Origin of the sequence: Nocardioides sp. (assembly GCF_047607365.1) — a bacterium.
GTDB lineage: Bacteria > Actinomycetota > Actinomycetes > Propionibacteriales > Nocardioidaceae > Nocardioides.
Map to the genome: position 1 here is coordinate 1 of NZ_JASGDD010000210.1, position 24,706 is coordinate 24,706.

Genomic DNA, 24,706 nt, shown 5'->3' on the forward strand with positions numbered 1-24,706 from the left:
CCGCGCGCTGGATCGAGCGCCTGCCGGCGATCGGCTACCGCCGCGCCGCGCCGTGACGGCGCTCGGCGCGCGTGCTCAGTAGGCCCCGTCGGAGCCGAGCACCGCGCGGACGGTGCGCCAGATGATCTGGAGGTCCCGGGTGATCGACCAGTTCTCGACGTAGTCGATGTCCAGCCGGACCGAGTCCTCCCAGGACAGGTCCGAGCGGCCGCTGACCTGCCACAGCCCGGTCATGCCCTGCTTCACCAGCAGCCGTCGCTCGACGCCACCGGTCCACTCCGCGACCTCCCCGGGCAGCGGGGGGCGCGGGCCGACCACGCTCATCTGCCCGATGAGCACGTTCCACAGCTGCGGCAGCTCGTCGAGCGAGTAGCGCCGCAGGAAGCCGCCGACCCGGGTGATCCGCGGGTCGTTGCGCACCTTGAAGAGCGGGCCGTCGCCCTCGGACTCCATCTCCAGCCGCAGCTCGTCGGCGTTCGTGGTCATGGTGCGGAACTTGAGCATCCCGAACTCCGCGCCGCCGACCCCGACCCGGATCGAGCGGTAGAACACCGGGCCCCCGTCGCCGAGCTTGATCAGCAGGGCGATCACGAGCATCACCGGGCTGGCCACCAGGAGGCCGACGACGGCGATGACCCGGTCGAGCACCGCCTTCTCCACCCGGCTCGCGCCCTCGTACTGCGGCTCGTCGAGGTGGATCAGCGGCAGGTTGGCCACCGGCCGGACGTGCAGTCGCGGCCCGGCCACGTCGATCACGTTGGGCGACACGAGGAGGTCGATGCCCGTGCCGACGAGCGCCCAGCCGAGCGCCTTGAGACCGGCGTTGCCGAGCAGCTCGGTGTCGGTGACGATCACGGCGTCGGCGCCGCTGCCGGCGATCGCCTCTGCGAGCGTGTGGTGGGCGTCGTACGACGGCAGCGTCTCGCCCAGGATCTCGACCCAGGGCCCGTAGTGGGCCTTCGGGTCGGGCCACCACACCCCGACGATCCGGTAGCCCTCCTCCCCGTGGCGGGCGAACGCCGCGGCGAGGATCCGCGCCGACCGCGAGCCGCCGAGGACCAGGACGCTGCTGGTCGCGCCCTCGCCGGCCAGCCGGCGCCGGCGCAGGCCGCGTCGGGCGAGCTTGCGGGTGCCCAGGAGACCGAGCGTCCCGATCAGGAAGAACGCGAGCAGGAAGAAGCGCGAGAGGGCGAAGGTGGCCGCGGTCGCCGCCAGCGAGGTCGCCGCGATCACCGCGACCGCGGCGCGCGCCACCCGGTGGTACTCCTCCGATCCCTCGATCACGAACCGCCGGTCGTAGACCGACAGCAGCCGCTGCGCGGTCAGCCACGACACGACCAGGCCCAGGGTGATGAAGAGGTAGAGCACGATCTGGTCGACCGGCCCGACCTCCCCGGGGATGAGCTGCGAGGCCCCGAGCACGACCAGGCCGTCGAACAGCAGGACCAGCGCGTCCACGACCACGCGGCGGCGTACGTAGGCCTTGCGCCAGGACACCGCCGGCTCGGTGACGGGACGTGTCATGAGGTCCGCGATGTGCTCGGGCGGGTGCCAGTCCACCGAGCCGACCGTCTCCGACATCGCCATCCCTCCATCGCCTGGCACGGCACCCGGCGGCGAGCCCCCACCCTAGTGCTGACAGATGTCATGGCGCGCTCATGATCGGACAACCAGGCCGGCGATCCTCGCCGCGGCCATGCTGGGGACATGACCACAGCAGTGTCCCTCCGGGGCGTGACGAAGTCCTTCGGTCCGGTGCCGGCGGTCGCGGGCATCGACCTCGAGCTCGCCCCCGGCGAGGTCGTCGCGTTCCTCGGCCCCAACGGCGCGGGGAAGACCACCACCATCGACATGATCCTGGGCCTCTCCCGGCCGACGACCGGCGACGTGTCGGTGCTCGGCATGACCCCGCGGCAGGCGATCGCCCGCGGCCTGGTCTCCGCGGTGATGCAGACCGGCGGCCTGCTCAAGGACCTCACGGTCCGCGAGACCGTCGCCTACACCGCCTCCCTCTTCGCCGACACGATGCCGGTCGACGAGGCGCTGCGCAGCGCCGGGATCGACCGGATCGCGGGCCGGAGGGTGGGCAAGTGCTCCGGCGGCGAGCAGCAGCGGCTCCGCTTCGCGATGGCGCTGCTCCCCGACCCCGCGCTGCTGCTGCTCGACGAGCCGACGACGGGAATGGACGTCGAGGGCCGGCGCACCTTCTGGAGCACGATCCGCGCCGACGCCGCGCAGGGGCGGACGGTGCTCTTCGCGACGCACTACCTCGAGGAGGCCGACCAGTACGCCGACCGGATCGTCCTCGTCAGCAAGGGCCGCGTGGTGGCCGACGGCACGGGTGCCGAGATCCGGGCCCTGGCCGCGGGCCGCACCGTGCGCGCGACCCTCCCCGGCGCCGACCCCGACGCCCTGCGGTCGCTGCCCGGCGTCGACCAGGTCGATCTCCGCGGCGACCAGGTGATCGTCCACACCAAGGACTCCGACGCGGTCGCCCGCCACCTCCTCACCACGACAGCCGCTCGGGACCTGGAGATCACGAGCAAGAACCTCGAGGACGCGTTCCTCGCCCTGACAGGAGACCGAGCATGAGCACCATCGACCCCACCACGCGGCGGGTGCCGCCGCTGGGCGGCTTCAACCCGACGCTGCTGGTGATCGAGCTGCGGCGGATGCTCCGCAACCGCCGCACGATCGTCTTCACCCTGCTCATGCCGGCGATCCTCGCGCTGATCTTCGTCGGCCAGGACGGGTGGGACGAGAAGGCGGGCTCGGGCAACGTGGGCGCCTACATCCTCATCTCGATCGCGCTCTACGCCGCCGCGCTCACCTCCGCCGCGAGCGGCGCCATGGTCGCGCTGGAGCGGGCCACCGGGTGGTCGCGGCAGCTCCGACTGACGCCGCTCAACCCGGTCGCCTACATCCTCGTCAAGGCACTGCTCGCCCTCGCCATGGGCGGGATCGCGATCGTGGTGGTCAACCTCGTCGGCGTCGTCGAGGGCAAGCCCGACATGCCGGTCGGCGTCTGGATCGCCAGCGGCGTCCTCGCCCTCGTCTGCACGGTGACGTTCGCCGCGCTGGGCGTCTTCGTCGGCTACCTCGTGCCCGGGGAGAACGCCATGCAGATCCTCGGCCCCGGCCTGGCCGCCCTCTCCTTCCTCGGCGGCGTCTTCATCCCGCTCGACACCTACGCCGACGTCGTACGCCACATCGCCTACTGGACGCCGATGTACGGCGTCGCGGAGATCAGCCGGGCGCCCCTCACCCACGAGCTGCCGTGGTACGCGGTCGTCAACGCCGTCGTCTGGCTGGCGATCTTCATCGGCGGCGCCGCCTGGCGGATGAGCAAGGATACGGCTCGTGTCTGATCGCGGTCCCGCCTCCGAGCCGCCGAGCCTGCCCGCCCCGGGCACGCCTCGGCGGCTCGGCATCGCGGGACCGTGGATCGCCACGCTCTGGCTGCTCTTCCTGATCGGCCCCTTCGTCGAGGGATGGAGCCAGCGCGACGAGCCGCGCGGCGTCGCGGGGATGGTGCTGACCGTCGTCTTCGCCGTCTTCTACCTCCAGACCTTCGTGGTCGCCCGCCGGGCACTGCGCGGCCTCACGCCTCCGGTGCCGCTCGCCGCGGCGTTCGCCTACGTGGGCTCCCTCGGCCTGCTGGCCGGACTGCTCGTCGCCTCCGTCGGAGCGAGCGGCACGGCGACCGCGCCGTTCGTCGCGGTGATGGCCGTGATGCTGCTGCCGGGCCTGCTGGCCGTGCCGGTCGTCGCGACGGTCGTGGCGGCGGTGATCGCCTGCGGGTTCATCCCCGGCTGGACCGAGCAGGTCGACACCGCCTTCGGCGTCATCGCCGGGTCGCTCGCGGTCTTCGGGTTCAAGACCGTGATGCGCCGCAACGCCGACCTGCTGCGCGCCCGCGACGACAACGCGCAGCTCCTGGTGGACAACGAGCGCAACCGGTTCGCCCGCGACCTGCACGACATCCTGGGCCACTCGCTGACCGTGATCACGGTGAAGGCCGAGCTGGCCCGCAGGGTGTTCGACGCCGACCCGGAGCGCGCCCGGGCCGAGATCGAGGATCTCGAGCGCCTCGCGCGCGACCCCCTCTCCGACGTACGACGCGCGGTGGAGGGCTACCGCGAGATCACGCTGCCCGGCGAGCTGGCCCGCGCCCGCGCCGCGCTGGCGGCCGCCGACATCGACGCCCGGCTCCCCCAGTCGACCGACGACGTGCCCGGCGAGCTGCGCGACCTGTTCGCCTGGACGGTCCGCGAGGGCGTCACGAACGTGCTGCGCCACTCCCGCGCGACGACGTGCGAGATCCTGCTCACCCCCACCAGCGCCGAGGTCCGCGACGACGGCACGGGCTGCCCGGAGGACGACGGCGCTCAGGCGGGCAACGGCCTGGTCGGCCTGCGCGAGCGGGCCGCGGCACTCGGTGCGACCGTCATCACCCGGACCCTCTCCCCCGGCTTCTCGCTGCAGGTGACCGCGTGAGCGCCCCGCCGATCCGGATCCTCCTCGCCGACGACCAGGCGCTGGTGCGGGGCGCGCTCGCCGCCCTGCTCAGCCTCGAGCCCGACCTCGAGGTGGTCGCCGAGGTCGGCGACGGGGAGGCCGTCCTGCCCGCGGTCCTCGAGCACCGCCCCGACGTCGCCCTGCTCGACGTCGAGATGCCGCACCTCGACGGCATCGCCGCCACCGCCCGCGTGCGCGAGCACGTGCCCGGCACCCGCGTCCTCATCGTGACGACGTTCGGCCGGCCGGGCTTCCTGCGCCGCGCCCTCCAGGCGGGCGCCAGTGGCTTCGTCGTCAAGGACACGCCGGCGCCGCAGTTGGCCGACGCGGTCCGCCGGGTGCATCAGGGCCTGCGGGTCGTCGACCCCCAGCTCGCGACCGACTCGCTCGTCGCGGGCGAGTCGCCGCTCACCCGTCGCGAGACCGAGGTGCTGCTCGCCGCGCGCGACGGCTCCAGCGTCGCGGCGATCGCCGGGCGGCTGTTCCTGTCCGAGGGCACCGTGCGCAACCACCTGTCCGCGGCGATCGGCAAGACCGGCGCGGCCAACCGCGCCGAGGCCGTGCTCATCGCCGACGGCAACGGCTGGCTCTAGCGGGCTATGCCTCGCCCTCGTTCCACTTCCGGTCCTCCTCGTCCCACCGCTCGTTGTTCTCCTGGACCTTCTCCAGGGCGCGCGCGGCCTCCTCGCGCGTGGCGTAGGGGCCGAGCCGGTCGGCGCTCTTGCAGCCCTCACGGCCCTCGACGGCGTGGTGCTTGAGGCAGAACCAGTACTCCGGGGTGTCATCGCTGGACATACGCGAAATCTAGCCCGCTCAGATCGCGAATCAGATGCAACATCCCCGTTACACGCGGGCCGATAGGGTCCGGGACATGGTGGTGTCATGACCATGTTCGAGGGCTACGTCATCCGTGAGCCCGCCTATGACGAGATGTTCTCAGGCGTCGAGCCGCGCCCGGCGTACCAACGCCTGTGCGCCACGCTCGACAAGCTCACCCGCGCCGATCTGGTCAGCCGCGTGGAGACCCTGTCGGCCAACTATCTCGACCAGGGCGTCACCTTCGACATCGGCGGCGAGGAGCGCGCCTTCCCGATCGACATCATCCCCCGGATCATCGAGGCCGAGGCCTGGGCCACGATCGAGGCCGGCGTCCAGCAGCGGGTCAAGGTCCTGGAGATGTTCCTCGCGGACGTGTACGACGCCGGCACGGTCTTCGACGACGGCGTCATCCCCCGCGAGGTGATCACCACCTCGACGCACTACCACCGTGCCGCCGCGGGCGTCCGCCCGCCCAACGGGGTCCGCGTCCACGTCTCCGGCATCGACCTGATCCGCGACAACGCCGGCGAGTTCCGCGTGCTCGAGGACAACGTCCGCGTGCCCTCGGGCGTCTCCTACGTCATGACCAACCGCCGCGCGATCTCCGCGGCGCTGCCCGAGGCGATCGCCGAGCACCGCATCCGCCCGGTGGCGAACTACCCGCAGAAGCTGCTCACCGCGCTCCGCGCCGCGGCCCCAGCCGGTGTCCCCGACCCGACCGTCGTCGTGCTGACGCCGGGCCGGTTCAACGGCGCCTACTTCGAGCACGCGCTCCTCGCCCGCACGATGGGCGTCGAGCTGGTCGAGGGCCGCGACCTGATCTGCCGCCAGGGCCGCGTGCTCATGCGTACGACGAAGGGCCTGGCCCCCGTCCATGTCATCTACCGACGCCTGGACGACGAGTTCCTCGACCCGGTGCACTTCCGCGCCGACTCGATGCTCGGCGTGCCCGGGCTGATCGACGCCGCCCGGGCCGGCAACGTCACCCTCGCCAACGCGGTCGGCAACGGCGTCGCCGACGACAAGCTCGTCTACACCTACCTGCCCGACCTGATCCGCTACTACCTGTCGGAGGAGCCGATCATCCGCAACGTCGACACCTGGCGGATGGAGGAGCCGGAGTCCTTCGCCGAGGTGATGGACCGCCTCGACGAGCTGGTGCTCAAGCCGGTCGACGGCTCCGGCGGCAAGGGCATCGTGATCGGCCCCAACGCCACGCCCGCCGAGCTCGACGAGCTGCGGGTGAAGCTCTACGACGACCCGCGCGGGTGGATCGCGCAGCCGGTCGTGCAGCTCTCCACCGTGCCGACGTTCACCGACGGCCAGGACTCCACCCGCGCCATGTTCGGCGGGCGCCACGTCGACCTGCGCCCGTTCGCGGTCAACGACGGCTCGAAGGTCTCGGTGCTGCCCGGTGGCCTCACGCGCGTGGCGCTGGCCGAGGGCGAGCTGATCGTCAACAGCTCCCGCGGCGGAGGCTCCAAGGACACGTGGGTGCTCGCGGGACCGACGCCGACGGTGCAGACCCAGTCGCAGGGGTCCCAGTCGCAGTCGCAGTCGACGGCCGAGGAGGCGTGATGCTGAGCCGGATCGCGGAGTCGATCTTCTGGATCGGGCGCTACATCGAGCGGATGGAGGACACCGCCCGGATCCTCGACGTGCAGACCCAGCTGGTGCTGGAGGACGCGTCGGTCGAGGAGGAGCCGGCCTGCCGGTCGCTGCTCTCCATCATGGGCGTCGACATGACCGGCGACGACGCTCCCCAGGGTCCGCTCAACCTGACCAGCGTGCTGCACCTGCTCGCCTACGACGCCTCCTCCCCCGCCTCCATCGCGTTCTGCCTGGAGTCGGCCCGCGAGTCCGCGCGCGGGGCCCGCGAGACGCTCAGCGTCCCGCTGTGGGAGGTGCTCAACACCGCCTACCGCGCCATCCCGACGGGCCAGCTCTCCCGGATGCGGGCGCCGGCGATCTTCCAGTGGGCCCGCGAGCGCGCGGCGCTCATCGACGGGACCGCGGCCGCCTCGATGATCCGCGACGAGGGCTACCACTTCCTCGTCCTGGGGCGCTGCATCGAGCGCGCCGACATGACCTCGCGGCTGGTGGCGACCGCGTCGCTCTCGGCCGCGGCGTCGGGATCGTCGTGGACGTCGGCGCTGCGCGCCGTCGGCGGCTACGAGGCGTTCCTGCGGACCAACAACGGCGTGGAGTCCGAGCGGGCGGCCGCGGAGTTCCTGCTGCTCGACCGGCTCTTCCCCCGCTCGGTGATCTACTCGCTCACCCGCGCGGAGGAGTGCCTCGACAATCTCGAGCCCGCCGCCCGGCGTACGGGATTCCAGAACGAGGCCCAGCGGCTGATCGGCCGGATGAAGGCGGAGCTGGAGTTCCGCACCCTCACCGACCTGATGGCCGACCTGCCCGACGAGATGGAGGCGATGCAGCGCACCTGCGCCACCGCGACGACCGCCATCACCAAGCGCTACTTCGCCGGCGCCGAGGCGCTCAGCTGGCTGGGGGCCTGAGGACATGAGCATGCAGCTGAGGATCGTGCACACCACCGGGTTCGAGTACTCCGGCAAGGCGGTGGCCTCCTACAACCAGGCCCGGCTCACGCCGCTGTCGCGCCCGGAGCAGATCCTGATCCACCACCGGGTCGAGGTCTCCCCCAAGCCGTGGACCTACGGCTACCGCGACTACTTCGGCAACCAGGTGACCGCCTTCGAGGTCGTCGACCCGCACGAGTCGATGCAGGTCGCGGCCACCTCGACCGTGCAGATCACGCGCGTCGCCGCGCCCGGCCCGGTGCTGGCCTGGGCGGACCTCGGCCAGCGCGAGGTCGCCGACCGCTGGGTCGAGTTCCTGGTGCTGCCCGACCTGGTCCGCCCGCCCGAGGAGTTCGCCGCGGCGGTCAAGCAGATCGGTGCCGACGCGGCCACCCCCGGCGAGGCCGCGCGCGCCGTGTGCGAGCTGGTCCGCGCCGAGGTCGCCTACCGCCCCGGCTCGACCGACGTGCAGGACTCGGCCGCCGTGGCCTGGGAGCAGCGCGCCGGGATCAGCCAGGACATGGTCCACCTCGCGATCGGCGGGCTGCGCTCGCTCGGCATCCCCGCGCGCTACGTGTCCGGCTACTTCCACCCCAGCGCCGATCCCGTCATCGGCGAGACGACCACCGCCGAGTCGCACGCGTGGGTCGAGTGGTGGGACGCGGGCTGGAAGCCGTTCGACCCGACCAACGGGGTCGAGCCCGTCGACTCCTACGTCGCCGTCGCCACCGGCCGGGACTACACCGACGCCAAGCCGCTGTCGGGCATCTACTCCGGCGCCGAGACCTCGTCGATGTTCGTCGCGGTCGAGATCACCCGCCTGGCCTGATCCACGCCACACTCGTCCCATGGACCACCAGTTCCTGCTGATCGCGGCGGCGGCGCTGGCGATCATGATCACCGCGTCGGTCTTCTCCCGGCGCACCGGCCTGGCCGCGCCGCTCCTGCTCGTCGGGCTGGGCATCGCGGCGAGCTACCTGCCCGGGACGCCGACCATCTCGGTCGAGCCCGAGCTGGTCCTCGCCGGCGTGCTGCCCCCGCTGCTCTACGCCTCCGCGGTGCAGCTGCCCGTGATGGACGTGCAGCGCAACCTCGGCATCATCGCCTGGCTCTCGGTGGTGCTCGTCATCGTCTCCGCGCTCGCCATCGGCGCGGCCGTGCACCTGCTGTTCCCCTCGATCCCCTTCGCGCTCGCGGTCGCGCTGGGAGCGGTGGTGAGCCCGACGGACGCCGTCGCCGCCACCGCGATCGGCCATCGCGTCGGCGTACCCCCTCGGCTGATGTCGGTGCTCGAGGGCGAGAGCCTGGTGAACGACGCCTCCGCGCTCGTCCTCCTGCGTACGGCGGTGGCCGTCATCGGCACGACCGCGCACTTCAGCCTCCTGGCCACCGTCGGCGACTTCGCGTGGGCCGTGGCGGGAGCGCTGCTGGTCGGCATCGGGGTCGGCTGGGGCACGGTGGTGCTGCGCGCGCGGCTCGACGACCCGGTGCTCAACACGACGCTCTCCTTCGCGGTGCCGTTCCTCGCCTACTTCCCGGCCGAGGAGGTGCACGCCTCGGGCGTGCTCGCCGTCGTCGCGGCCGCGCTGGTGACGGGCACCCTCGGCGGCAAGCGGTTCAGCGCGCGCGACCGGCAGACCCAGGCCACCACGTGGACCACGGTCAACTTCATCCTGGAGAGCGGCGTCTTCCTCGCCATGGGCTACCAGCTGCCGGAGCTGGTCGACGCGGCGCGGGAGGAGACGACCCTCGGCGAGGTCACCGGGATCGTGCTGGTGTGCCTGGCGCTGCTCGTGGCCATCCGCTTCGTCGGCCTCGCCTGGCCGGCGGTGACCGGCGGCGTCGGGCATGCGGGCAAGACCGAGGAGTTCACCGCGCGGCTCGACGAGTTCGAGCAGCGGCTGGAGACCATGGAGCCGGCCACGACCCGCGAGGTCCGGGGGCTGCACTGGGCGCGGAAGCGGCTGGCCCGCGGCCGGGCGGAGGTCGACTTCGAGCTCCGCGAGCCGATCACGCGGCGGGGCCTGCTGGTGATCGCCTGGTCGGGCATGCGCGGCGTCGTCACGGTCGCCGCGGCGCAGACCATCCCGGTCGACACGCCCCACCGCTCGACCGTCGTCGTGGCGGCCTACTTCGTCGCCCTCCTGACCCTCGTCGGCTTCGGTCTCACCCTGCCCGCGCTGATCCGCGCGATGGCCTTCCCGGAGGAGGATCCCGAGGACCAGCGCGACGCCACCGGAGCGCTGATGCGGCGGGTCGGGTCGAGTGCCATCGACCGCCTCGGCCCGCTGGAGGAGCAGACCATCGCGGGCGAGCCGCTGGATCCGGAGGCTCTCGCCCTGGTCCGCGACCAGGTGCTCCCCCGGATCGTGGCCGGCGCACGGGCCGCCACCGCGCCGGCGGCCGACACCTGGTCCCAGGTGGCCGTCCTCCAGCAGCGCTACCTCGACGCCATGCGCGACGCCCTGGGCGCGGAGCGGAGCATCGGGGCCTACAGCTCGGCGACCTACCGGGAGGTGGAGGCCTTCCTCGACGAGATCGAGCGGCACGTCGGGCGCTGAGCGCCGCTCAGAGGTGCTTGAGGGCCTCGCGCCGGGACAGGCCCGACAGCCTGCTCCCCCATCGGTCGACGTGGTCTCTCACCCACGCGGGGTCCGTCCGGGCCTGGTCGCGCAGCGCCCAGCCGATCGCCTTGCGCAGCCAGAACGACGTGTCGTCGAGGTTCGCCTCGACGGCGTGGGCGAGGAGGTCCAGGTCCGCCTCGCCCCGGCGGCCGACCTGGCAGATCACCGAGGCCCGGCGGACCCACGGGTCCTCGTCGCTCGCCCATGCCCGGACCGTCGGCGTCACGTCCGCAGGATGGTCGGCGAGCGCGATCCGCAGGGGGTGGGTGGCGACCTCGTCCACCACGTCCCACCAGGCTCCGGTCGCCAGCAGGTGGCGCAGCAGCGGCAGGGCGTCGGCATCCAGCCAGGGACGGACCCGCGGGTGGCGGAGCAGCGCGATGACGGCGTACCACTCCTCGCGGAAGGCCACTCCGTCCCACAGCTCGCGGACGTCGCGCTCCCACGCGGCGCGGCCGTCCGGGGCGTAGCCGCGGAGCATCGGCCGCAGCAGTCGCGTCAGCTCCGGCTTGGCGATGCCGCGGTAGGGCAGCGCCGACTTCATGTAGGCCTGCTGGGCCAGCGCCCGCTCGGGGTCGCCATGTGCGGCGAGGGTCGCGCGGATCTCGGCGACGACGCTCACGGTGCGACACGGTAGCCTGCTCTGCGCGGATGGGCTGGCCGGGCGATCGCGTCGCGCTCCTCCCGAGTGATCGGAGGGGCGCGTCGAGGAAAGTCCGGGCTCCACAGGGCAGAGGTGGTGGCCAACAGCCACCCGGGGCAACCCGCGGGACAGTGCCACAGAGAACAGACCGCCTCCCGTCGTACGTCGAGAGTCGTACGCCGTGGGGCAAGGGTGAAACGGTGAGGTAAGAGCTCACCAGCGGCCCGGGCGACCGGACCGGCTAGGTAAACCCCACCTGGAGCAAGACCAGACAGTGCTCGTCGAGGCGGCCCGCTGAGAGCACGGGTAGGTCGCTGGAGCCTGCGAGCGATCGCAGGCCGAGATGGATGATCGCCCCCTCGTCAGAGGGACAGAACCCGGCTTACAGGCCAGCCCATCCGCACCCAGCCCGGCGACGCCGGGCTGTCAGGACCGACGTGCCTCGGCCTGGCGTCGGAGCTCCGCGCGGGCGAGAGCGTTCTTGTGGACCTCGTCCGGACCGTCGGCGAAGCGCAGCGTGCGGATGCCGGCGATCATGTTGGCGAGCGGGAAGTCCTGCGAGAGGCCGCCCGCGCCGTGGGTCTGGATCGCCTTGTCGAGGATCCATTCGACGGTGACGGGCGTGGCGATCTTGATCGCCTGGATCTCGGTGTGGGCCGCCTTGTTGCCGTGGGTGTCCATCAGCCATGCCGCCTTCAGGCAGAGCAGCCGGAGCTGCTCCAGCCGGACGCGGGACTCCGCGATCCAGTCGCGGATGACGCCCTGCTCGGACAGGGGCTTGCCGAACGCCACCCGCGTCTCCGCGCGCTCGCACATCATCGAGACGGCCCGCTCGGCAACGCCGACCGAGCGCATGCAGTGGTGGATCCTGCCGGGACCCAGCCGCGCCTGCGCGATGGCGAAGCCGTCACCCTCCTCGGCGATGAGGTTGGCGGCCGGCACGCGGACGTCGGTGAACCTGAGCTCCGCGTGCCCGCCGTGCTCGTGGTCGTCATAGCCCAGGACGTGCATGGCCCGGACGACCTCCAGACCTGGAGTGTCCCGCTCGACGAGGATCATGGACTGCTGGCGATGGCGGTCGGCCGACGGGTCGGTCTTGCCCATCACGATGAAGATCGCGCAGTTCGGGTTCATCGCGCCGGTGATCCACCACTTGCGGCCGTTGATCACGTAGTCGTCGCCGTCGCGGACGATCGACAGCTCGACGTTGGTGGCATCGGAGGACGCCACATCCGGCTCCGTCATGGCGAACGCCGAGCGGATCCGCCCATCCAGAAGAGGTTCCAGCCACCGCTCCTTCTGCTCGGGAGTGCCGAACATGTGGAGCACCTCCATGTTGCCGGTGTCGGGGGCGGCGCAGTTCATCGCAGCAGGAGCGAGGTGGATGCTGCGCCCGGAGATCTCCGCCAGGGTCGCGTACTGCACGTTGCTCAGTCCCCCGCCGCCCTCACCGGGCTGGAAGAGGTTCCACAGCCCACGCCGGCGGGCCTCGGCCCGGATCTCGCGCATGACCGGCGCGGAGTCCCAGGCCCACTGGTCCTCGAGCTCGGCGAGCTGATCGTGGAACACCTGCTCGGCGGGGTAGACGTGAGTCTCCATGAACTCGAGCATCGAGGCGCGGCGCTCCTCGGTGTGGGCGTCCAAGGCGAAGTCCATCAGTGGCTCTCCTTCAGTGCGGCAAGGCCGGCGTCGAGAAGCGGCTCGATCGCGTCGCCGATGGTGTCGAACCCCTCGCCGACCGTCTGGCCGTGGAGGAAGCGGTAGTGGATCCCCTCGAGGATCGCGGCGAGCTTGTACGCCGCGAGGCCGAGGTGGAAGCCGAAGCCGGTGAGGTCGCGGTCGCTGCGCTCGGCGTAGCGCTCGATGATCTCGCTCTCGGTGAGGAATCCCGGAGCGAGTGACGCGTTGGTGATCGTCGTCCCCGCCGAGGTCTCGCCGAGGCGGTGGTAGACGAGCATCAGCGCGAGGTCGGCGAGCGGGTCGCCGAGCGTCGCCATCTCCCAGTCCAGCACGGCCGTCGGTCGGTCGTCCTCGTCGATCAGGAGGTTGTCCAACCGGAAGTCGCCATGGACGATTCCCGTCGCCGACTCGATCGGCGTATCGGCCGCGAGCAGCGCGTGGAGCTCGTCGGCAGCGGAGAGGTCACGACTGCGGGAGGCGTCCATCTGTCGCTTCCAGCGCGCGACCTGCCGGGTGAGGTAGCCCTCGGCCCGACCGAAGTCACTCAACCCGACCGCGGACGGATCGACCGCGTGGAGGGCTGCCAGGGTGTCGACGAGCCGCTCGGAGATCGCGCGGGTGCGCTGCTCCCCCAGTGCGGCCAGCTCCTCGACGGCACGGTAGGGCGTCCCGGCGACCCGCTCCATCACATAGAACGGGGCACCGAGGACGGAGTCGTCGCCGCACAGGCCGTAGGTGGCCGGAACGGGAACCGGCGTGTCGCGGAGCGCGGTCATCACCGTGTACTCGCGGAACATGTCGTGTGCCGTCGCCAAGACGTGTCCCAACGGCGGCCGGCGGACCACCCACTCCCGGCTGCCGTCGGTGACGACGTACGTCAGGTTGGACTTGCCCCCGGCGATCATGGAGGCACGCAGCTCGCCACCGGCTCCGGGGATCTCCGCCGTGAACCAGGCGCCCAGCCTCCTCAGGTCGAGGCCACGCGGCGTCGGCGTCGTGACGAAGCCGGCGTCGGCGTGGTTGGGCTCAGTCATGCGCATACCTCCGCACTCGGAGGTGAGAGCGCGGGAATGAGGGCCTCGAGTGCGCTGCGCGTGGCGCGCGGGCTCGCGTGCAAGACAGAGCGGAGCCCGCAGACCCGGGCACCGACGATGTTGGGCATGGCATCGTCGACGAAGACGACACGGTCCTCGGGCACACCGAGGAGCTCGACGGCGTACCGATAGATCTCCCGCTGCGGCTTGCGGAGGCCGATCTCGCCGGAGATCACGACCGGGCCGAAGAGCGGGTCGATCAGCTCCCTGGGATAGGTGTTGCCCCAGCTGTTGGAGAGCAGCCCGACGCGGATCCCACAGTCGCGGAGCTGTTCGACGAGCTCGAACATCTCCGGGTCGGGTCGCATCTGCGCGAACATCCGGCCGAGGATGCCTGGAGCTGACGGCGTGCCCCCGTCGAGCGTGGTCAGCTCAGCTGCGAACGCCGACTCGAACTCCTCCACGTCAAGCACGCCGGTCTCGAGCCGGTGGATCGGGGTCTCCCATTCGACCGAACGGGACAGCCAGGCCTTGAGCGTGCGCGAGAACGACGCCGGATCGATCCCCTCCTCGGCGTGCCACGCCCGGATCGAGTCCGCGACAGGAACGGTCAGCACGCCGCCGTAGTCGAACAGAACGGCCTCCACCTGCGCGTCGTCGCGTCCCTGGGAGAGAGGATCTCTCACTCGATCGCTCCGGAGAGGCGAAGCCCACCGTCCACCATGACCGTCTCGCCGGTGATCCACGAGGCGTCGTCGGAGAGCAGGAACGTGACGAGGCTGCCGACGTCTTCGGGCTCGCCCAGACGCCGAAGCGGGTAGCCACCCGCGACCGACTCTTCGCGGCCGTCATAGAGCTTCTCCGCGAACCGCGTCCGGACGACGGCCGGTGCGACGGCGTTCACGCGGATGGCCGGCGCCATCTCGACGGCCATCAACTCGGTGATCGAGGCCAGCATGGCCTTGCTCGCTCCGTAGAAGCCGATGCCGGGCGCTGGGCGGATCGCCGTGAACGAGGACACGTTGACGATGGCTCCTCCGTGCTCCCGCATCCACGCGCGAAAGGCGTGCTGGGTCCAGGCCACGGCGGCGATGCAGTTGACCTCGACGACCTTGCGTGCCACGCCGAGGTCGAGGTCCATCAGCGGGCCGTAGACCGGGTTGATCCCGGTGTTGTTGACCAGCAGGTCGAGGCTGCCGAAGGCCTCGATCGCTCCTCGCACGGTGTCGGCCTGGTGCTCGGGGTCGTCGGCCCTGCCCGCCACGCCCAAGGCCACCGACGGGCCACCGAGGTGGGCGACCGCGTCTCCGAGCGCCTCGGGGTGGCGGGCGGTGATCACCACCCGCGCGCCGTCGGCGACCAGTCGCTCGGCGATGGCAAGCCCGATGCCACGACTCGCGCCGGTGACGAGGGCTGTCTTCCCGCGGAATCGGCTCACGTCGTACGACGTCGGCGGGATCACCCGTCCAGGCCGAGGTAGTCGCCGAGCTCGGCGTAGTCGACCTGCCACAGGCCGGGCGAGCCGGTCGGGTACTGCGAGCGGAAGCCGATCAGTCGCTGGACCCTCGGCGAGAGCGTCTTCGCGACCTCGCGGTCGACGAGGAACGGGTAGGCCTCCTCGCCGGTCAGGAAGCCCGGGTTGACCGCGAACGAGACCGCCCGGCGGTAGAAGTCGCTCGTCCGGTTCGCTCCGCCGCCGTGGGCGGTCTTGCCGCTGAAGAACAGCGCGTCCCCGGCCTCCATGACCGCCGGGACCGTCTGCTCGGGCGTGCCACGGTCCTCGTAGTCGTCCCAGTGGTTGCTGCCCGGGATGACGCGCGTGGCGCCGTTCTCCTCGGTGAAGTCGGTGAAGGCGATCAGGAAGTTCACCGTCACCTCGGGCCCGTTCTTGCCGAGACCGACGAACGGGTACCAGTTCTCCAGGTCGCGGTGCAGCATCTGAGCGTCGTTGCCGGGCCCGATCTCGATCACCTGCGCGGTCGTCATCCAGTAGGTGCCCGACTCCTCGAGGAAGACGGCGTCGCAGAGGGCGTGGACGAGGTCGTGGTCGATGATCTCCTCACGGAAGGTGGGGCTGTGCGTGACCAGGTTGGTGAGCCGCTTGGTGTTGGCGCCGTGAAACATCTGGATGATCTCGAGCTCGTGCGTCGACCCCGGTGCGAGTGCTTGCATGGCCGGATCGACATCGGCGTTGAAGCGGTCGATCTGGTCCTTGGTGAGGAAGCCCTTGAGGATCACTCCTCCGTCGCGGGCGACGATGTGGAGGATCTCCTCGATCGGGGCGTCGCTCGCGACGGACTGGAGTCCCTGCGTGTCGGTCAGTGTGTTCATGGCAGCGCCTTTCCTAAACGAGAGCAATCTGATCACTTGACCAGGTCGCATGAATGACTCTGTGACGTACGTTGCACCCTGTCAACGGCTCCAGCGAGACCGGGGCCCACGCCACGAGAAGTGGGTGCATGGTGCACAGGGATCGCTCGAGGCAGGTGCGAACTGTCGCGCCACGAAAGTCGGGCGGACACGACCCGGGTCAGCTTGCGGTTGGCGAACTCGTCGATACCGCCTCGATCTGGTCCGCCATCCGCATCGCCTGCTCAAGCGGCTGATGACACGAATCGTTCATTTGTCTTGATCGTTTGATCAGTTATGCCACGCTGTGCTGCACATCGCGTCGGGTCGCTCCGCTGCCCCGACCAGGCACGCAAAGGGTTGAACTGATCATGAGCGAATCGCACGACATCGTCGTCCTCGGATGTGGCCTCATGGGGTCTGCACTAGCACGTGCCTTTGCGGCTGCCGGCCACGCGACCGGCGCTTGGAATCGCACCTACGAGAAGGCGGAAGCCCTTGCTCCGAGGGGCGTGACACCGAATCACTGAGGTGACCCAGGCTGTGGCCTCGGCACCTCTGATCGTCATCTGCGTTCTCGACTACGCGACCTCGGTCGAGATCCTCGACGGTGTCGCAGACCTCACCGGCAAGACCGTCGCGAACCTGTCCAGCCTGGCTCCGGACGAGGTCACGGCGTTCGCTGAGGTCATCGCGCGGCGCGGGGGAGAGTTCGTCGACGGCTCCATCATCTGCTACCCGCAGTCGATCGGCACTGACGAGGGTTCGGTCCTGTATTCGGGTGCTCCCGAGGCTTGGGCCCGCCACGAGGCCACACTGATGGCTGTGGGCGCCTCCTCCGCCTATGTCTCCGAGATGGTGACGGCCTCGTGCGTGCTCAATCTCGGCCTGGTCGGCGCCTTCTTTACCACCGCGCTGAGCGCCTTCGTGGAGTGTGCGACGTTCGTCCTCAAGCAGGGTGTCGATCCTGAGCTGCTCGCCGGTCTGACTCCGCTCACGGTCGACTTCCTGGGTCGGACCGCCGTCGACGCGGTCGCCGAGATCGCCGAGGGTCACTTCGAGACTCGGGAGGCCACGATCGACACTTATCTGACCGGGATGGAGCCTGCGTTGCTCTGCCTTGAGGCCGGCGGCATCCAGCCGCGTGTCGTCGCGGGGGCCTTGGAGAACCTCCGTCAGGCGTCCGCCGCCGGTCTGGGCTCACTCGGGTTCGCGGCCCAGGCGAAGGTCGTCGGCGCATGACCCGTGGACCGGGCTGACCGTTCGTCGTCCCGCGCACGGATCGCCCAGGCGGGGTCCTCGCATCGAAGACGTAATCCACATCGTCCGACAGCAGCTCGCGCACGGCCTCCACTGTGTCGCGGTCCGCGGCACCGATGGCGTCGGTGGCGTCGGTGGCGCCGATGGCGTCGGTGGCGCCGAACTCACGGGCGCTCTCGGCCCGTTCCGACGACAGGTCGACGGCAACGATGCGGGACACGCCCACCGTCCGAACCCCTGCACGACCTTGCGTCGAGCAGACCACCCTCGACGTTCACGATGTTGGCAACCGCATAGCCATGGGTGGACCCGGGGTCACCGAGGACGTCCTCACACCGGTCGACAACACGGCGTTGCAGGTCTTCCGACGCGTGACCGAGCCGGGCGGCGACACCGGAGGCGCCTACCGCCTGGAGAGCGACGAGGCCTTCGGCCCCGGACTGCGCGGCACCGCCCGGGTGGTGGTCGGCCCGGAGGTCCTGATGCTGTCGCCCAGCGCCTTCACTGCCTTCTCCCGGCGCGAGCCGCACCAGTTCTACGAGAAGAAGTGCTTCGGATGCAGAGCGATCAGTTGCGGCGCTCGCCCTTGGCGGCCAGCGCCCGGGCAGGAAGATCGCCCATCGACAGGAGCCCCGGCGGCGCCTCGACGACGGCCACTGCCGCGTTCACGGCAGCGGCGATGGTGCTGAGGAAGGAGTCGAAACCGATCGACGAGCGCAACTCGATCGTCTGCTCCTCGCCGACGATCTCGTAGTCATCACCGGCGGCGATCTCGTCAGCGGGGTCGAAGAAGCCGAACATGATCTCCAGGTCGACCACCGCCTGGTCGCCTAGCAGACCGCGCGCCGAGTGCGTCACTGCGGAGATCTGGCCGGGCTCGATGCAGACGTGATCGCCGGCGCGGGGAGAGCCGGCGACGATCGCAGGCACGACCTGGCTCACCTCGACCGCATCGAGCTCCCACCCGAGCCCCGCGGCGACGGCCCCGATGGCCTGCTCGAATCCGTAGTGCCCGATGACATCGCCACGATCGCGGGCATCGGCGAACTCATCCGGCGTGAGGCCCAGACCGAACTTGCTCAGGATCGCGCCGTAGCGGGACATGTTGGTGCGACGCCGGATGCGTACGCTCTGTGCCTTCTGCGTCAAGGCGGTCAGCAGGAGCGGCAGGGTGTCCATCAGGACGCCCGGGTTGGCTCCGCTGCCGAGCACCGTCACGCCATGGGCCTTGGCCGTCTCGTCCAACGTGCGGGCCACCTCGGGGTGGCTCTGCCACGGATAGGCGAGCTCCTCACAGATGCTAAGCACATTGTAGGAGCGCTCGAGCAGCGGGAGCAGCGTCCCGGCCACCTTCGCCAGGTCTGAGATCGTCGCCACGATGGCCAGATCGGCAGGCGGAAGGTCCTCGGTCGAGGCCGTGACCGGGACGCCGATCGGGGTGCCACCGAGCACGGCCCCGAGGTCCTGGCCGACGATCCGAGGATCCTGGTCGGCAGCGCCGACCACCTCGACGTCATTGCGCTGCAACAGCGACGCGGCAATGGCCCGACCGGTAGCACCGAGACCTACGACGACAGCCTGAATGGTCACCTTCCTTCTCCTCCCCGACTCTGCAGCGCCGCGAGCTCAGCCGTGACGCGTCGAGCGTGCTCGTCAGCGTGCCTGCGCGCCTTGCGCGGGCTCCAGAAGCCACCCATCAGGAAGATGAACGGGATGAACAGGAGCTCACCCGCAACAGCCATCCAGAAGTAGTTGCGCCACTGCTTCGGGGCGTCGTCCACGGCCTTCTGGACCACCGGACCCTTCTCCTGGAGGTAGGTCATGTCGGCGGCCGGGACGGCTCCGAGGGCCTGCAACTCGCCACCGGCCTTCTCCACGGCCGGTCCCTCCTGCGTGAGGAGGGCCAGGTCGGGAGCAGGCACTGCAGTGAGGGCGAGGAGCTGTTCGGTCGCCTTCTCCGGGGACACCTTGAACGCGGCGGCGATCTCGCCGACCGCCTTCGTCTGAGCGTCGGCGCCGTTCGGGTTCGCGGTGAGCGCGGCCTGGGTCTTGGCGTCGATCGCAGCCGCGGTGGCGAGCTGGTCCTGGTACGTGGCGCCCAAGGTGAGCACCTTGCCGACGACGTCCACGCTCTTGCCCGAGATCTCGCTGACGGCCGTGACTTGTGCCGCCTGATCGTCCGGGTTCGCCGTCAGCGCCGCCGTGGTCTTCGGCGTCAGCTTCGCCGCGGTGGCCAACTCCGCGCTGTACTTGGTCGCCAGAGCCTGAACCTGTGGCCCGTCGTTGATCAGCGTGTTCACGGTGGTGACCACGGTCGGACCGAGGATGATCGCCCCAGCCGCGATCGTGCGGAAAGTGAGCCCCCACACGGAGAGGCCGGTGGCGGCCAGCGCCGGGTTGTGATCCTCGATCGTCTCGGTGTAGCTGGCCATCCAGGGAGCGAAGCCCATGCCGAGGAAGACTGACATGGCGGACGTCCACACGGCCAAGGAGGTGTAGCTGCTCGTCACGTCGCTGCTGACGTGGATGAAGCCGATGGTCGCGATGACGGCGCCGACGGCGCCCACAAGCATGAACGGCTTCCTCACGCGGAAGCGGTCCGACAGCGCGCCGACCACGACCAGCGCGACCGCCTGCGACGCCCACATCCAGCTGGCCAGTGAGTTGGCACGCGACTCGGAGTAGCCGAAGACGAGTTGAAGGAACAGCGTGAAGAAGGAGACAGCGACGTAGTAGATGAAGAAGAAGAGGCCGATGCCGACGGCCGACCCCACGATGTCCAGACGCATCATCTGCCGCACCGGGTTCTTCAGCGCGGCGGCGACGTCGATCCCGCGTGCTCGCGCCTCGACGAGCGCCTGGTCCTTCTCGCTGACCAGCACTTGATCGCGAAGCTCCGGGGAGAGCTCGCGCAGCCACAGCAGCGCGATCACGAACACGACGAGACCGGCGCCGCCGGCGATCCAATACTGGTCCTGCCAGTCTTCGAGGTGAGGCGTCTTGCTGACGACCACGGTCGACACGAGTGAGCCGAGGACGGGACCGAGGGTCCAGAACCCCATCGCCGAAGCACGGCCGAGCTGGGGACTGAAGTCGCGGACGAGGGCAGGCGTGGCGACGAGGACCACACCTTCGAGCGCGCCCAGCACGGCGAACCAGAAGCCCACCCAGAAGGTCGTGTGAGCGCTGGTGACGCCGAACATGCACACCAAGGCGCAGCCGAGGACGCCGACGGTCACCAGATTGGCGCGCCCGTACTTGTCGGTGATGCCGGCCGCCATCGACGCCACGGCGCTGAACAGCACCGAGATGACGTTGACCCAGACCCACGCCATGAAGGACATGCCCGTGGTTTCCAGCAGGTTCGCGCTGACGCTGTTCGCCACGTAGTACTGGTAGTAGAACAGGACGGTCGCCAACACGACGATCGACAGACATACCAAGCGCGTGGTGAGCGCCGGATAGTGGTGGAGCTCGCGCTGCCAGAGCCGGGTAATGCCCGCGGCCGGAGCCAGCGCAGATGCGTTCGTAGTCATGGTGGATCTCCTTGTGAAGGTGCCGAGATGAGGGCCAAGAAGGGTGACGCTTCGAACTGGCGAACTGGCGCGGTCAGGCCTTCGCGAGGGCGGCGTTCGCCGCCTCGGCCGCGCGGCGGGCACGTCGCTTGTGACCGTTGAACAGGTCGTTGAAGCGGTCGATCGCCCAGATGGTGCGGAGCCCGGCCTTGCCCATCAGCACGAACGGCGGGAACTTCGGCTCGTCGAGCCAGATGCCCGCGAGGTCCTCGTGCATGGCGCCGTCGACGACGTTGTCGGCGATGAGCGACCCGATGTACGGCGCCTGGGCGAGACCGTGGCCGTTGCAGCAGATGGAGTACCAGATGTTGTCCTGGAGCTTCCCGGCCAGCGAGATCCAGGACGACGTGATCGCCATCCAGCCGCCCCAGGCCTGCGCCACCCTGACGTCGGAGAGGGACGGGAAGCGGGTGTGGAACGCGTGCTCGAGCTCCTTGACCAGATCCGGATCCGGCGCCTTGTCCTGGGGCAGCGGGTAGCTGGTGCCGCGCTGGACCCGGCGCACGCCGATCACGATCGTGCCGCGCTCGGTGACCCGGAAGTGCTCCATGATCTGGTGCTGGCTGAGCACGCCGGTGCGGCTGGTCCAGCCGAGCGCCTCGATCCGCTTGGGGTCGATCGGCTCGGTCTCGGCCTCGATGAGGTAGGCGGGAATCGAGAGACGCTCGGGAACGATGTCCCACTCGCCGGAATAGGCGTTGGTGGAGAGCACCACCTTGGCGGCGACCACGGTGCCACCCGGCGTGGTGAGGACGACCTTGCCGTCGTCGCGGCGCCTCACATCGGTGACCTTGGTCTGCTCGTACACCCGTGCCGAGGAGGCGATCAGGTTGGCGCGGAGGCCGCGGCACATCTTGCCGGGGTTGAGCATGCCGCCGACACCCTCGATCATTCCGCCCATGAAGGCGCGTGGAATGCCGAGCTCCTCGGCCGTGCCCACCTTCCCGCGACCACCCGCACTCCGCAGGATCGCGGCGCACGCCTTCACGCGCAGCATCTGGATCGGCGAGACGGCGACCATGGCGAGGCCGTTCGGGACGTAGTCGCAGTCGATGTCGAGGTCGCGGATCTTGCCCTGGAGGTACTCCGCAGCGTGGTCCGCCAAGACCACCATCCCCTTCATCTGCTTGGGATAGAAGAGCTTGAGCATCCGCAGGTCGCCGCCCGGGGCGCCGGAGATGTGGCCACCATTGCGCGAGCTGGAGCCGTAGCCCAGGAACTCCGCCTCGATCAGCGCCACGTCCTGGCCGCGCTCGGCCAGGCGCATGGTCGTGCCCATGCCGCCCACGCCTCCACCGATCACCGCGACGTCGCAGGTGACCTCGCCGGCGACAGCCGGCTGGAGGTCGGTCGGAGGGTCGATCCAGCCGCTGAAGGTGTGCAGCTCGACCTCCGTCATGTCCTGCTTCACGAGCGTGCCTTCTTCCGGTCGTAGCTCGCGGGCGCCAGGAGGAGCTGCGCGACGTCAGCAGCAGCGCGCTGGCCCGACAGCACGGCGCCGTTCATGCTGCCCGTCCACTCGCCCGCGGTCTCCGTGCCGGCCCAGTGGACGCGGCCATGGGGCTCGGCCAGGACGCTGCCGTATAGCGTCGACGCGTAGGCGGCAACGGCGGGGTTCGGCGCGCCCGGCGCGAACGAGTCGGTGTTCCAGCACTGGTCGATGTAGTCGATCGGCTGGGCGGCTTGCGGGCCGAAGATGTCGATGATCTGTTTCACGATCTGGGCCTTGCGGACGTCCGGAGCGTGGGAGTCGAACACACGCGGGTCGCAGAACGCCATCAGGACGCCGGGACCGTCAGGGCTCGGCGAGACGTCAAAGGTGCCGAAGGTCGACCCGGTGTCGATCAAGGATTGCCCCGATAGCCCTTCGGCTCGCCAGAAGGGCTTGTCATAGGCGACGAAGGCCTTGCTGAGGGCGCCGAGGGTCCACGACTTGACGAGTCCCTGAGCTAGCTCGGAGAGCGCGGGCTCGAAGTCGATGCCGCCGCGGTGCTCGGTGGCCGTGGTGACGATGGCGTACTTGGCCGCGATCTGGTCGGAGTCGGTGTGGGCGACCACGCCGTCCGCGTCCTGAGTGATCCGGCGTACGGGGGCGCTGATGTGCACCCGGTCGCCGAGGAGCGCGGCGTAACGGATCGCGATCTCCTGGGTGGTCTCGCTGTACCGGGACTCCTGCATCCCGCCTTCAGCGTCCATCATGAAGTCGAAGCCGCCGAAGGCACGGATGGTGCGCAGCACGTGCAACAGCGAGACGTCACTGGTCTGGCACCCCCACTCCACCTTGGAGACGATCGTCATCATGGCGCGCGTGGTCCACCGCGCCCGCTTGCGATCGAGCCACTCCTCCAGGGAGATCGCATCGAGCTCCGCGGCGCGGGGGGAGTCCCACGGGGCGTCGACATCGATGGTCTTCGCCAGCTTGTCCAGGGCGAGCTGGATGCGTGCCATGTTCACCAGGGCCACCGGGGAGAGCTTGGGAATGGTGCCGTTGAAGGTGCTCCGCTTGCCGGCGAGCCACAACACGCAGCGGCCCTCGGTGAACTGCGGGACAGGCGTGCACCCGACCCGGTCGGCAAGTTCCCGGATCGCGGTGTGCTGCTTCGCCACCCACGTGCCACCGAAGTCGACCTTCACCCCGGCCACCTCTCCGGTGAAGACGCGGCCGCCCACCCGGTCACGGCCCTCGAGCACCCGCACCGAGTAGCCCTTCTCTACGAGATCGTGGGCAGCGCTGAGGCCAGCGAAGCCGGCACCGACGATCACGACGTCGACGTTCGTGGGCGCGTTCACGACATCACCGCCGCGGTGCGAGCGGACAGGGGGGCACGCGCCACACGGTGGTCGTGCAGCGCCCGGTAGGCGTAGTAGTACGTGATGGCCTGGCAGCCCCAGACCGTGAGGGCGATCGTGTAGAAGATCGTCCGGTACTCGTCGTCGAAGGAGAACGGGAAGAAGTCGTAGGTGACCGCGACATAGGTGGCGGCGAGCGTGACCACGCCAGTCAGAACGGCAAGGCGGGTGGCGCCGGTCTCCCAGACCTTCTTGGCGAAGTAGAGCAGGAAGAGGGTCGTGACCAGGTTCGCGACGACGTAGAAGGCCGCGATGGTGATGTGAAGGGGATCGTGCACGAGCGTGTCGTCATGGATCGGCCCGAGGATGACCGCCGTGACGGCGGTCAGGCCGACGATGCCGAGCTTCACACGAAGCGGCGGCTTGTAGCCGTCCGTGACGGTGAGCAGGCCGACGATCAGCAGGAGCGTGAACCCGAAGGAGCGGGAGAAGGCGTCGAGGATGTACGCCAGGTGGTACATCGGGCTGCTCTCGTCGCCGCCCAGGAGCGACCACACCAGGAAGTTGGTCGACGAGACGGCTACCACGAACCACTCGATCGACAGCAGATGGTTGCGGAAGCGCAGCATCTTGAAGCCGAAGATCCAGGTGGTCGCCATCAACCACAGGTCGGACAGTAGAAAAAGCACGTCCTTCACAGTGCGACTCCCGTTCATTTGGTCGTTGGATCTGGTCGCTTGACTGGACCATTTGGCCGAGTTTGTGGTGCGCGCCACTCGGTGTCAACGCACTCCGGGCACCTCGCCGAGCACGCCGGGGAAGTCGGTGCACGATGCACCTGAGCGATCGCAATGGGGGTGCGCGATGTCGTTGT

The 24,706-nt window shown here is 69.9% G+C and carries 23 protein-coding genes, 1 other RNA gene and 1 pseudogene; 11 read left to right on the top strand and 14 right to left on the bottom strand.

The annotated features are described in order from the left end of the window. Positions 1–75: 75 nt before the first annotated feature. Positions 76–1,581: a sugar transferase gene (locus tag QM572_RS16260; protein ID WP_415094987.1), complete on the bottom strand. Its 1,506-nt coding sequence runs from the start codon at positions 1,579–1,581 to the stop codon at positions 76–78. A gap of 126 nt (positions 1,582–1,707) precedes the next feature. Here QM572_RS16260 and QM572_RS16265 point away from each other — a divergent pair, with 126 nt between their 5' ends. The 4 genes from QM572_RS16265 to QM572_RS16280 are packed head-to-tail and all read left to right on the top strand — an operon-like array spanning position 1,708 to position 5,111. After that, positions 1,708–2,592 carry an ABC transporter ATP-binding protein gene (locus QM572_RS16265; RefSeq protein ID WP_415094989.1) on the top strand — a complete coding sequence of 295 codons (885 nt, stop codon included), beginning with the start codon at positions 1,708–1,710 and terminating at the stop codon, positions 2,590–2,592. Next, a complete protein-coding gene (locus QM572_RS16270) occupies positions 2,589–3,368 on the top strand; it encodes an ABC transporter permease (RefSeq protein WP_415094991.1) in 780 nt (259 codons plus the stop codon). Before QM572_RS16265 ends, QM572_RS16270 begins: the two co-directional genes overlap by 4 nt. Next, on the top strand, positions 3,361–4,497 hold the full coding sequence (locus tag QM572_RS16275; RefSeq protein ID WP_415094993.1) for a sensor histidine kinase: 1,137 nt from the start codon (positions 3,361–3,363) through the stop codon (positions 4,495–4,497). Before QM572_RS16270 ends, QM572_RS16275 begins: the two co-directional genes overlap by 8 nt. Beyond that, positions 4,494–5,111, top strand: coding sequence for a response regulator (locus QM572_RS16280; RefSeq protein ID WP_415094995.1), 618 nt, complete (start codon positions 4,494–4,496; stop codon positions 5,109–5,111). The genes QM572_RS16275 and QM572_RS16280 overlap by 4 nt, the downstream gene beginning before the upstream one ends. 4 nt (positions 5,112–5,115) lie before the next feature. Here QM572_RS16280 and QM572_RS16285 read toward each other — a convergent pair whose 3' ends face one another. Further along, complete coding sequence (locus QM572_RS16285; RefSeq protein ID WP_415094997.1) at positions 5,116–5,313, bottom strand: SPOR domain-containing protein; 198 nt, start codon at positions 5,311–5,313, stop codon at positions 5,116–5,118. An 87-nt stretch (positions 5,314–5,400) separates the two neighbouring features. Here QM572_RS16285 and QM572_RS16290 point away from each other — a divergent pair, with 87 nt between their 5' ends. From QM572_RS16290 to QM572_RS16305, 4 genes are read left to right on the top strand one after another with little or no spacing between them, the layout of a single operon-like run. Further along, positions 5,401–6,915 (top strand): circularly permuted type 2 ATP-grasp protein, encoded by a 1,515-nt coding sequence (locus QM572_RS16290; protein ID WP_415094999.1) that lies wholly within the window; start codon positions 5,401–5,403, stop codon positions 6,913–6,915. Continuing rightward, the gene (locus QM572_RS16295) at positions 6,915–7,856 is read left to right on the top strand and encodes an alpha-E domain-containing protein (RefSeq protein ID WP_415095001.1); all 942 of its coding nucleotides are present in this window, start codon (positions 6,915–6,917) and stop codon (positions 7,854–7,856) included. The genes QM572_RS16290 and QM572_RS16295 overlap by 1 nt, the downstream gene beginning before the upstream one ends. A gap of 10 nt (positions 7,857–7,866) precedes the next feature. After that, positions 7,867–8,706 (top strand): transglutaminase family protein, encoded by an 840-nt coding sequence (locus QM572_RS16300; protein ID WP_415095003.1) that lies wholly within the window; start codon positions 7,867–7,869, stop codon positions 8,704–8,706. A gap of 19 nt (positions 8,707–8,725) precedes the next feature. Then, a complete protein-coding gene (locus QM572_RS16305; protein WP_415095005.1) occupies positions 8,726–10,438 on the top strand; it encodes a cation:proton antiporter in 1,713 nt (570 codons plus the stop codon). Positions 10,439–10,445: 7 nt separating this feature from the next. Here QM572_RS16305 and QM572_RS16310 read toward each other — a convergent pair whose 3' ends face one another. Then, positions 10,446–11,123, bottom strand: a complete 678-nt coding sequence (locus tag QM572_RS16310) for a DNA alkylation repair protein (protein ID WP_415095007.1) — start codon at positions 11,121–11,123, stop codon at positions 10,446–10,448. Between the two features lie 30 nt (positions 11,124–11,153). On the opposite strand from QM572_RS16310, the gene rnpB reads away from it, so the two are divergent. Beyond that, an RNA gene (gene rnpB / locus QM572_RS16315) (RNase P RNA component class A) lies at positions 11,154–11,545 on the top strand. A gap of 25 nt (positions 11,546–11,570) precedes the next feature. Here rnpB and QM572_RS16320 read toward each other — a convergent pair. Genes QM572_RS16320 through QM572_RS16340 form a run of 5 tightly spaced genes read right to left on the bottom strand, consistent with a single transcriptional unit; the run spans position 11,571 to position 16,189 of the window. After that, positions 11,571–12,800: an acyl-CoA dehydrogenase family protein gene (locus QM572_RS16320; protein WP_415095009.1), complete on the bottom strand. Its 1,230-nt coding sequence runs from the start codon at positions 12,798–12,800 to the stop codon at positions 11,571–11,573. Then, complete coding sequence (locus QM572_RS16325; protein ID WP_415095011.1) at positions 12,800–13,858, bottom strand: phosphotransferase family protein; 1,059 nt, start codon at positions 13,856–13,858, stop codon at positions 12,800–12,802. The genes QM572_RS16320 and QM572_RS16325 overlap by 1 nt, the downstream gene beginning before the upstream one ends. Further along, positions 13,855–14,505 carry an HAD family hydrolase gene (locus QM572_RS16330; protein WP_415095013.1) on the bottom strand — a complete coding sequence of 217 codons (651 nt, stop codon included), beginning with the start codon at positions 14,503–14,505 and terminating at the stop codon, positions 13,855–13,857. The genes QM572_RS16325 and QM572_RS16330 overlap by 4 nt, the downstream gene beginning before the upstream one ends. Positions 14,506–14,540: 35 nt before the next feature. After that, positions 14,541–15,320 carry an SDR family oxidoreductase gene (locus QM572_RS16335; RefSeq protein ID WP_415095015.1) on the bottom strand — a complete coding sequence of 260 codons (780 nt, stop codon included), beginning with the start codon at positions 15,318–15,320 and terminating at the stop codon, positions 14,541–14,543. Next, positions 15,317–16,189, bottom strand: coding sequence for a phytanoyl-CoA dioxygenase family protein (locus QM572_RS16340; RefSeq protein ID WP_415095017.1), 873 nt, complete (start codon positions 16,187–16,189; stop codon positions 15,317–15,319). The genes QM572_RS16335 and QM572_RS16340 overlap by 4 nt, the downstream gene beginning before the upstream one ends. A gap of 389 nt (positions 16,190–16,578) precedes the next feature. Between QM572_RS16340 and QM572_RS16345 the strand changes: the two genes are divergently transcribed. Both QM572_RS16345 and QM572_RS16350 read left to right on the top strand, forming a co-directional pair. Continuing rightward, the gene (locus tag QM572_RS16345; RefSeq protein ID WP_415095019.1) at positions 16,579–16,737 is read left to right on the top strand and encodes an NAD(P)-binding domain-containing protein; all 159 of its coding nucleotides are present in this window, start codon (positions 16,579–16,581) and stop codon (positions 16,735–16,737) included. Position 16,738: 1 nt separating this feature from the next. Continuing rightward, positions 16,739–17,449 (top strand): hypothetical protein, encoded by a 711-nt coding sequence (locus QM572_RS16350; protein WP_415095021.1) that lies wholly within the window; start codon positions 16,739–16,741, stop codon positions 17,447–17,449. A 585-nt stretch (positions 17,450–18,034) separates the two neighbouring features. Here QM572_RS16350 and QM572_RS16355 read toward each other — a convergent pair. From QM572_RS16355 to QM572_RS16380, 6 genes and pseudogenes are all read right to left on the bottom strand, one after another. Beyond that, positions 18,035–18,817, bottom strand: a complete 783-nt coding sequence (locus QM572_RS16355) for a hypothetical protein (RefSeq protein WP_415095049.1) — start codon at positions 18,815–18,817, stop codon at positions 18,035–18,037. A 57-nt stretch (positions 18,818–18,874) separates the two neighbouring features. Beyond that, positions 18,875–19,057, bottom strand: a pseudogene (locus QM572_RS16360) (hypothetical protein); the annotation flags it as partial. Next, positions 19,054–21,003 (bottom strand): MFS transporter, encoded by a 1,950-nt coding sequence (locus QM572_RS16365; protein WP_415095023.1) that lies wholly within the window; start codon positions 21,001–21,003, stop codon positions 19,054–19,056. The pseudogene QM572_RS16360 and the gene QM572_RS16365, both read right to left, overlap by 4 nt. 73 nt (positions 21,004–21,076) lie before the next feature. Beyond that, positions 21,077–22,453 carry an NAD(P)/FAD-dependent oxidoreductase gene (locus tag QM572_RS16370; RefSeq protein ID WP_415095025.1) on the bottom strand — a complete coding sequence of 459 codons (1,377 nt, stop codon included), beginning with the start codon at positions 22,451–22,453 and terminating at the stop codon, positions 21,077–21,079. Beyond that, positions 22,450–23,832, bottom strand: coding sequence for a flavin monoamine oxidase family protein (locus QM572_RS16375; protein ID WP_415095027.1), 1,383 nt, complete (start codon positions 23,830–23,832; stop codon positions 22,450–22,452). The genes QM572_RS16370 and QM572_RS16375 overlap by 4 nt, the downstream gene beginning before the upstream one ends. Further along, on the bottom strand, positions 23,829–24,521 hold the full coding sequence (locus QM572_RS16380; protein WP_415095029.1) for a hypothetical protein: 693 nt from the start codon (positions 24,519–24,521) through the stop codon (positions 23,829–23,831). The genes QM572_RS16375 and QM572_RS16380 overlap by 4 nt, the downstream gene beginning before the upstream one ends. Between the last annotated feature and the right edge of the window lie 185 nt (positions 24,522–24,706).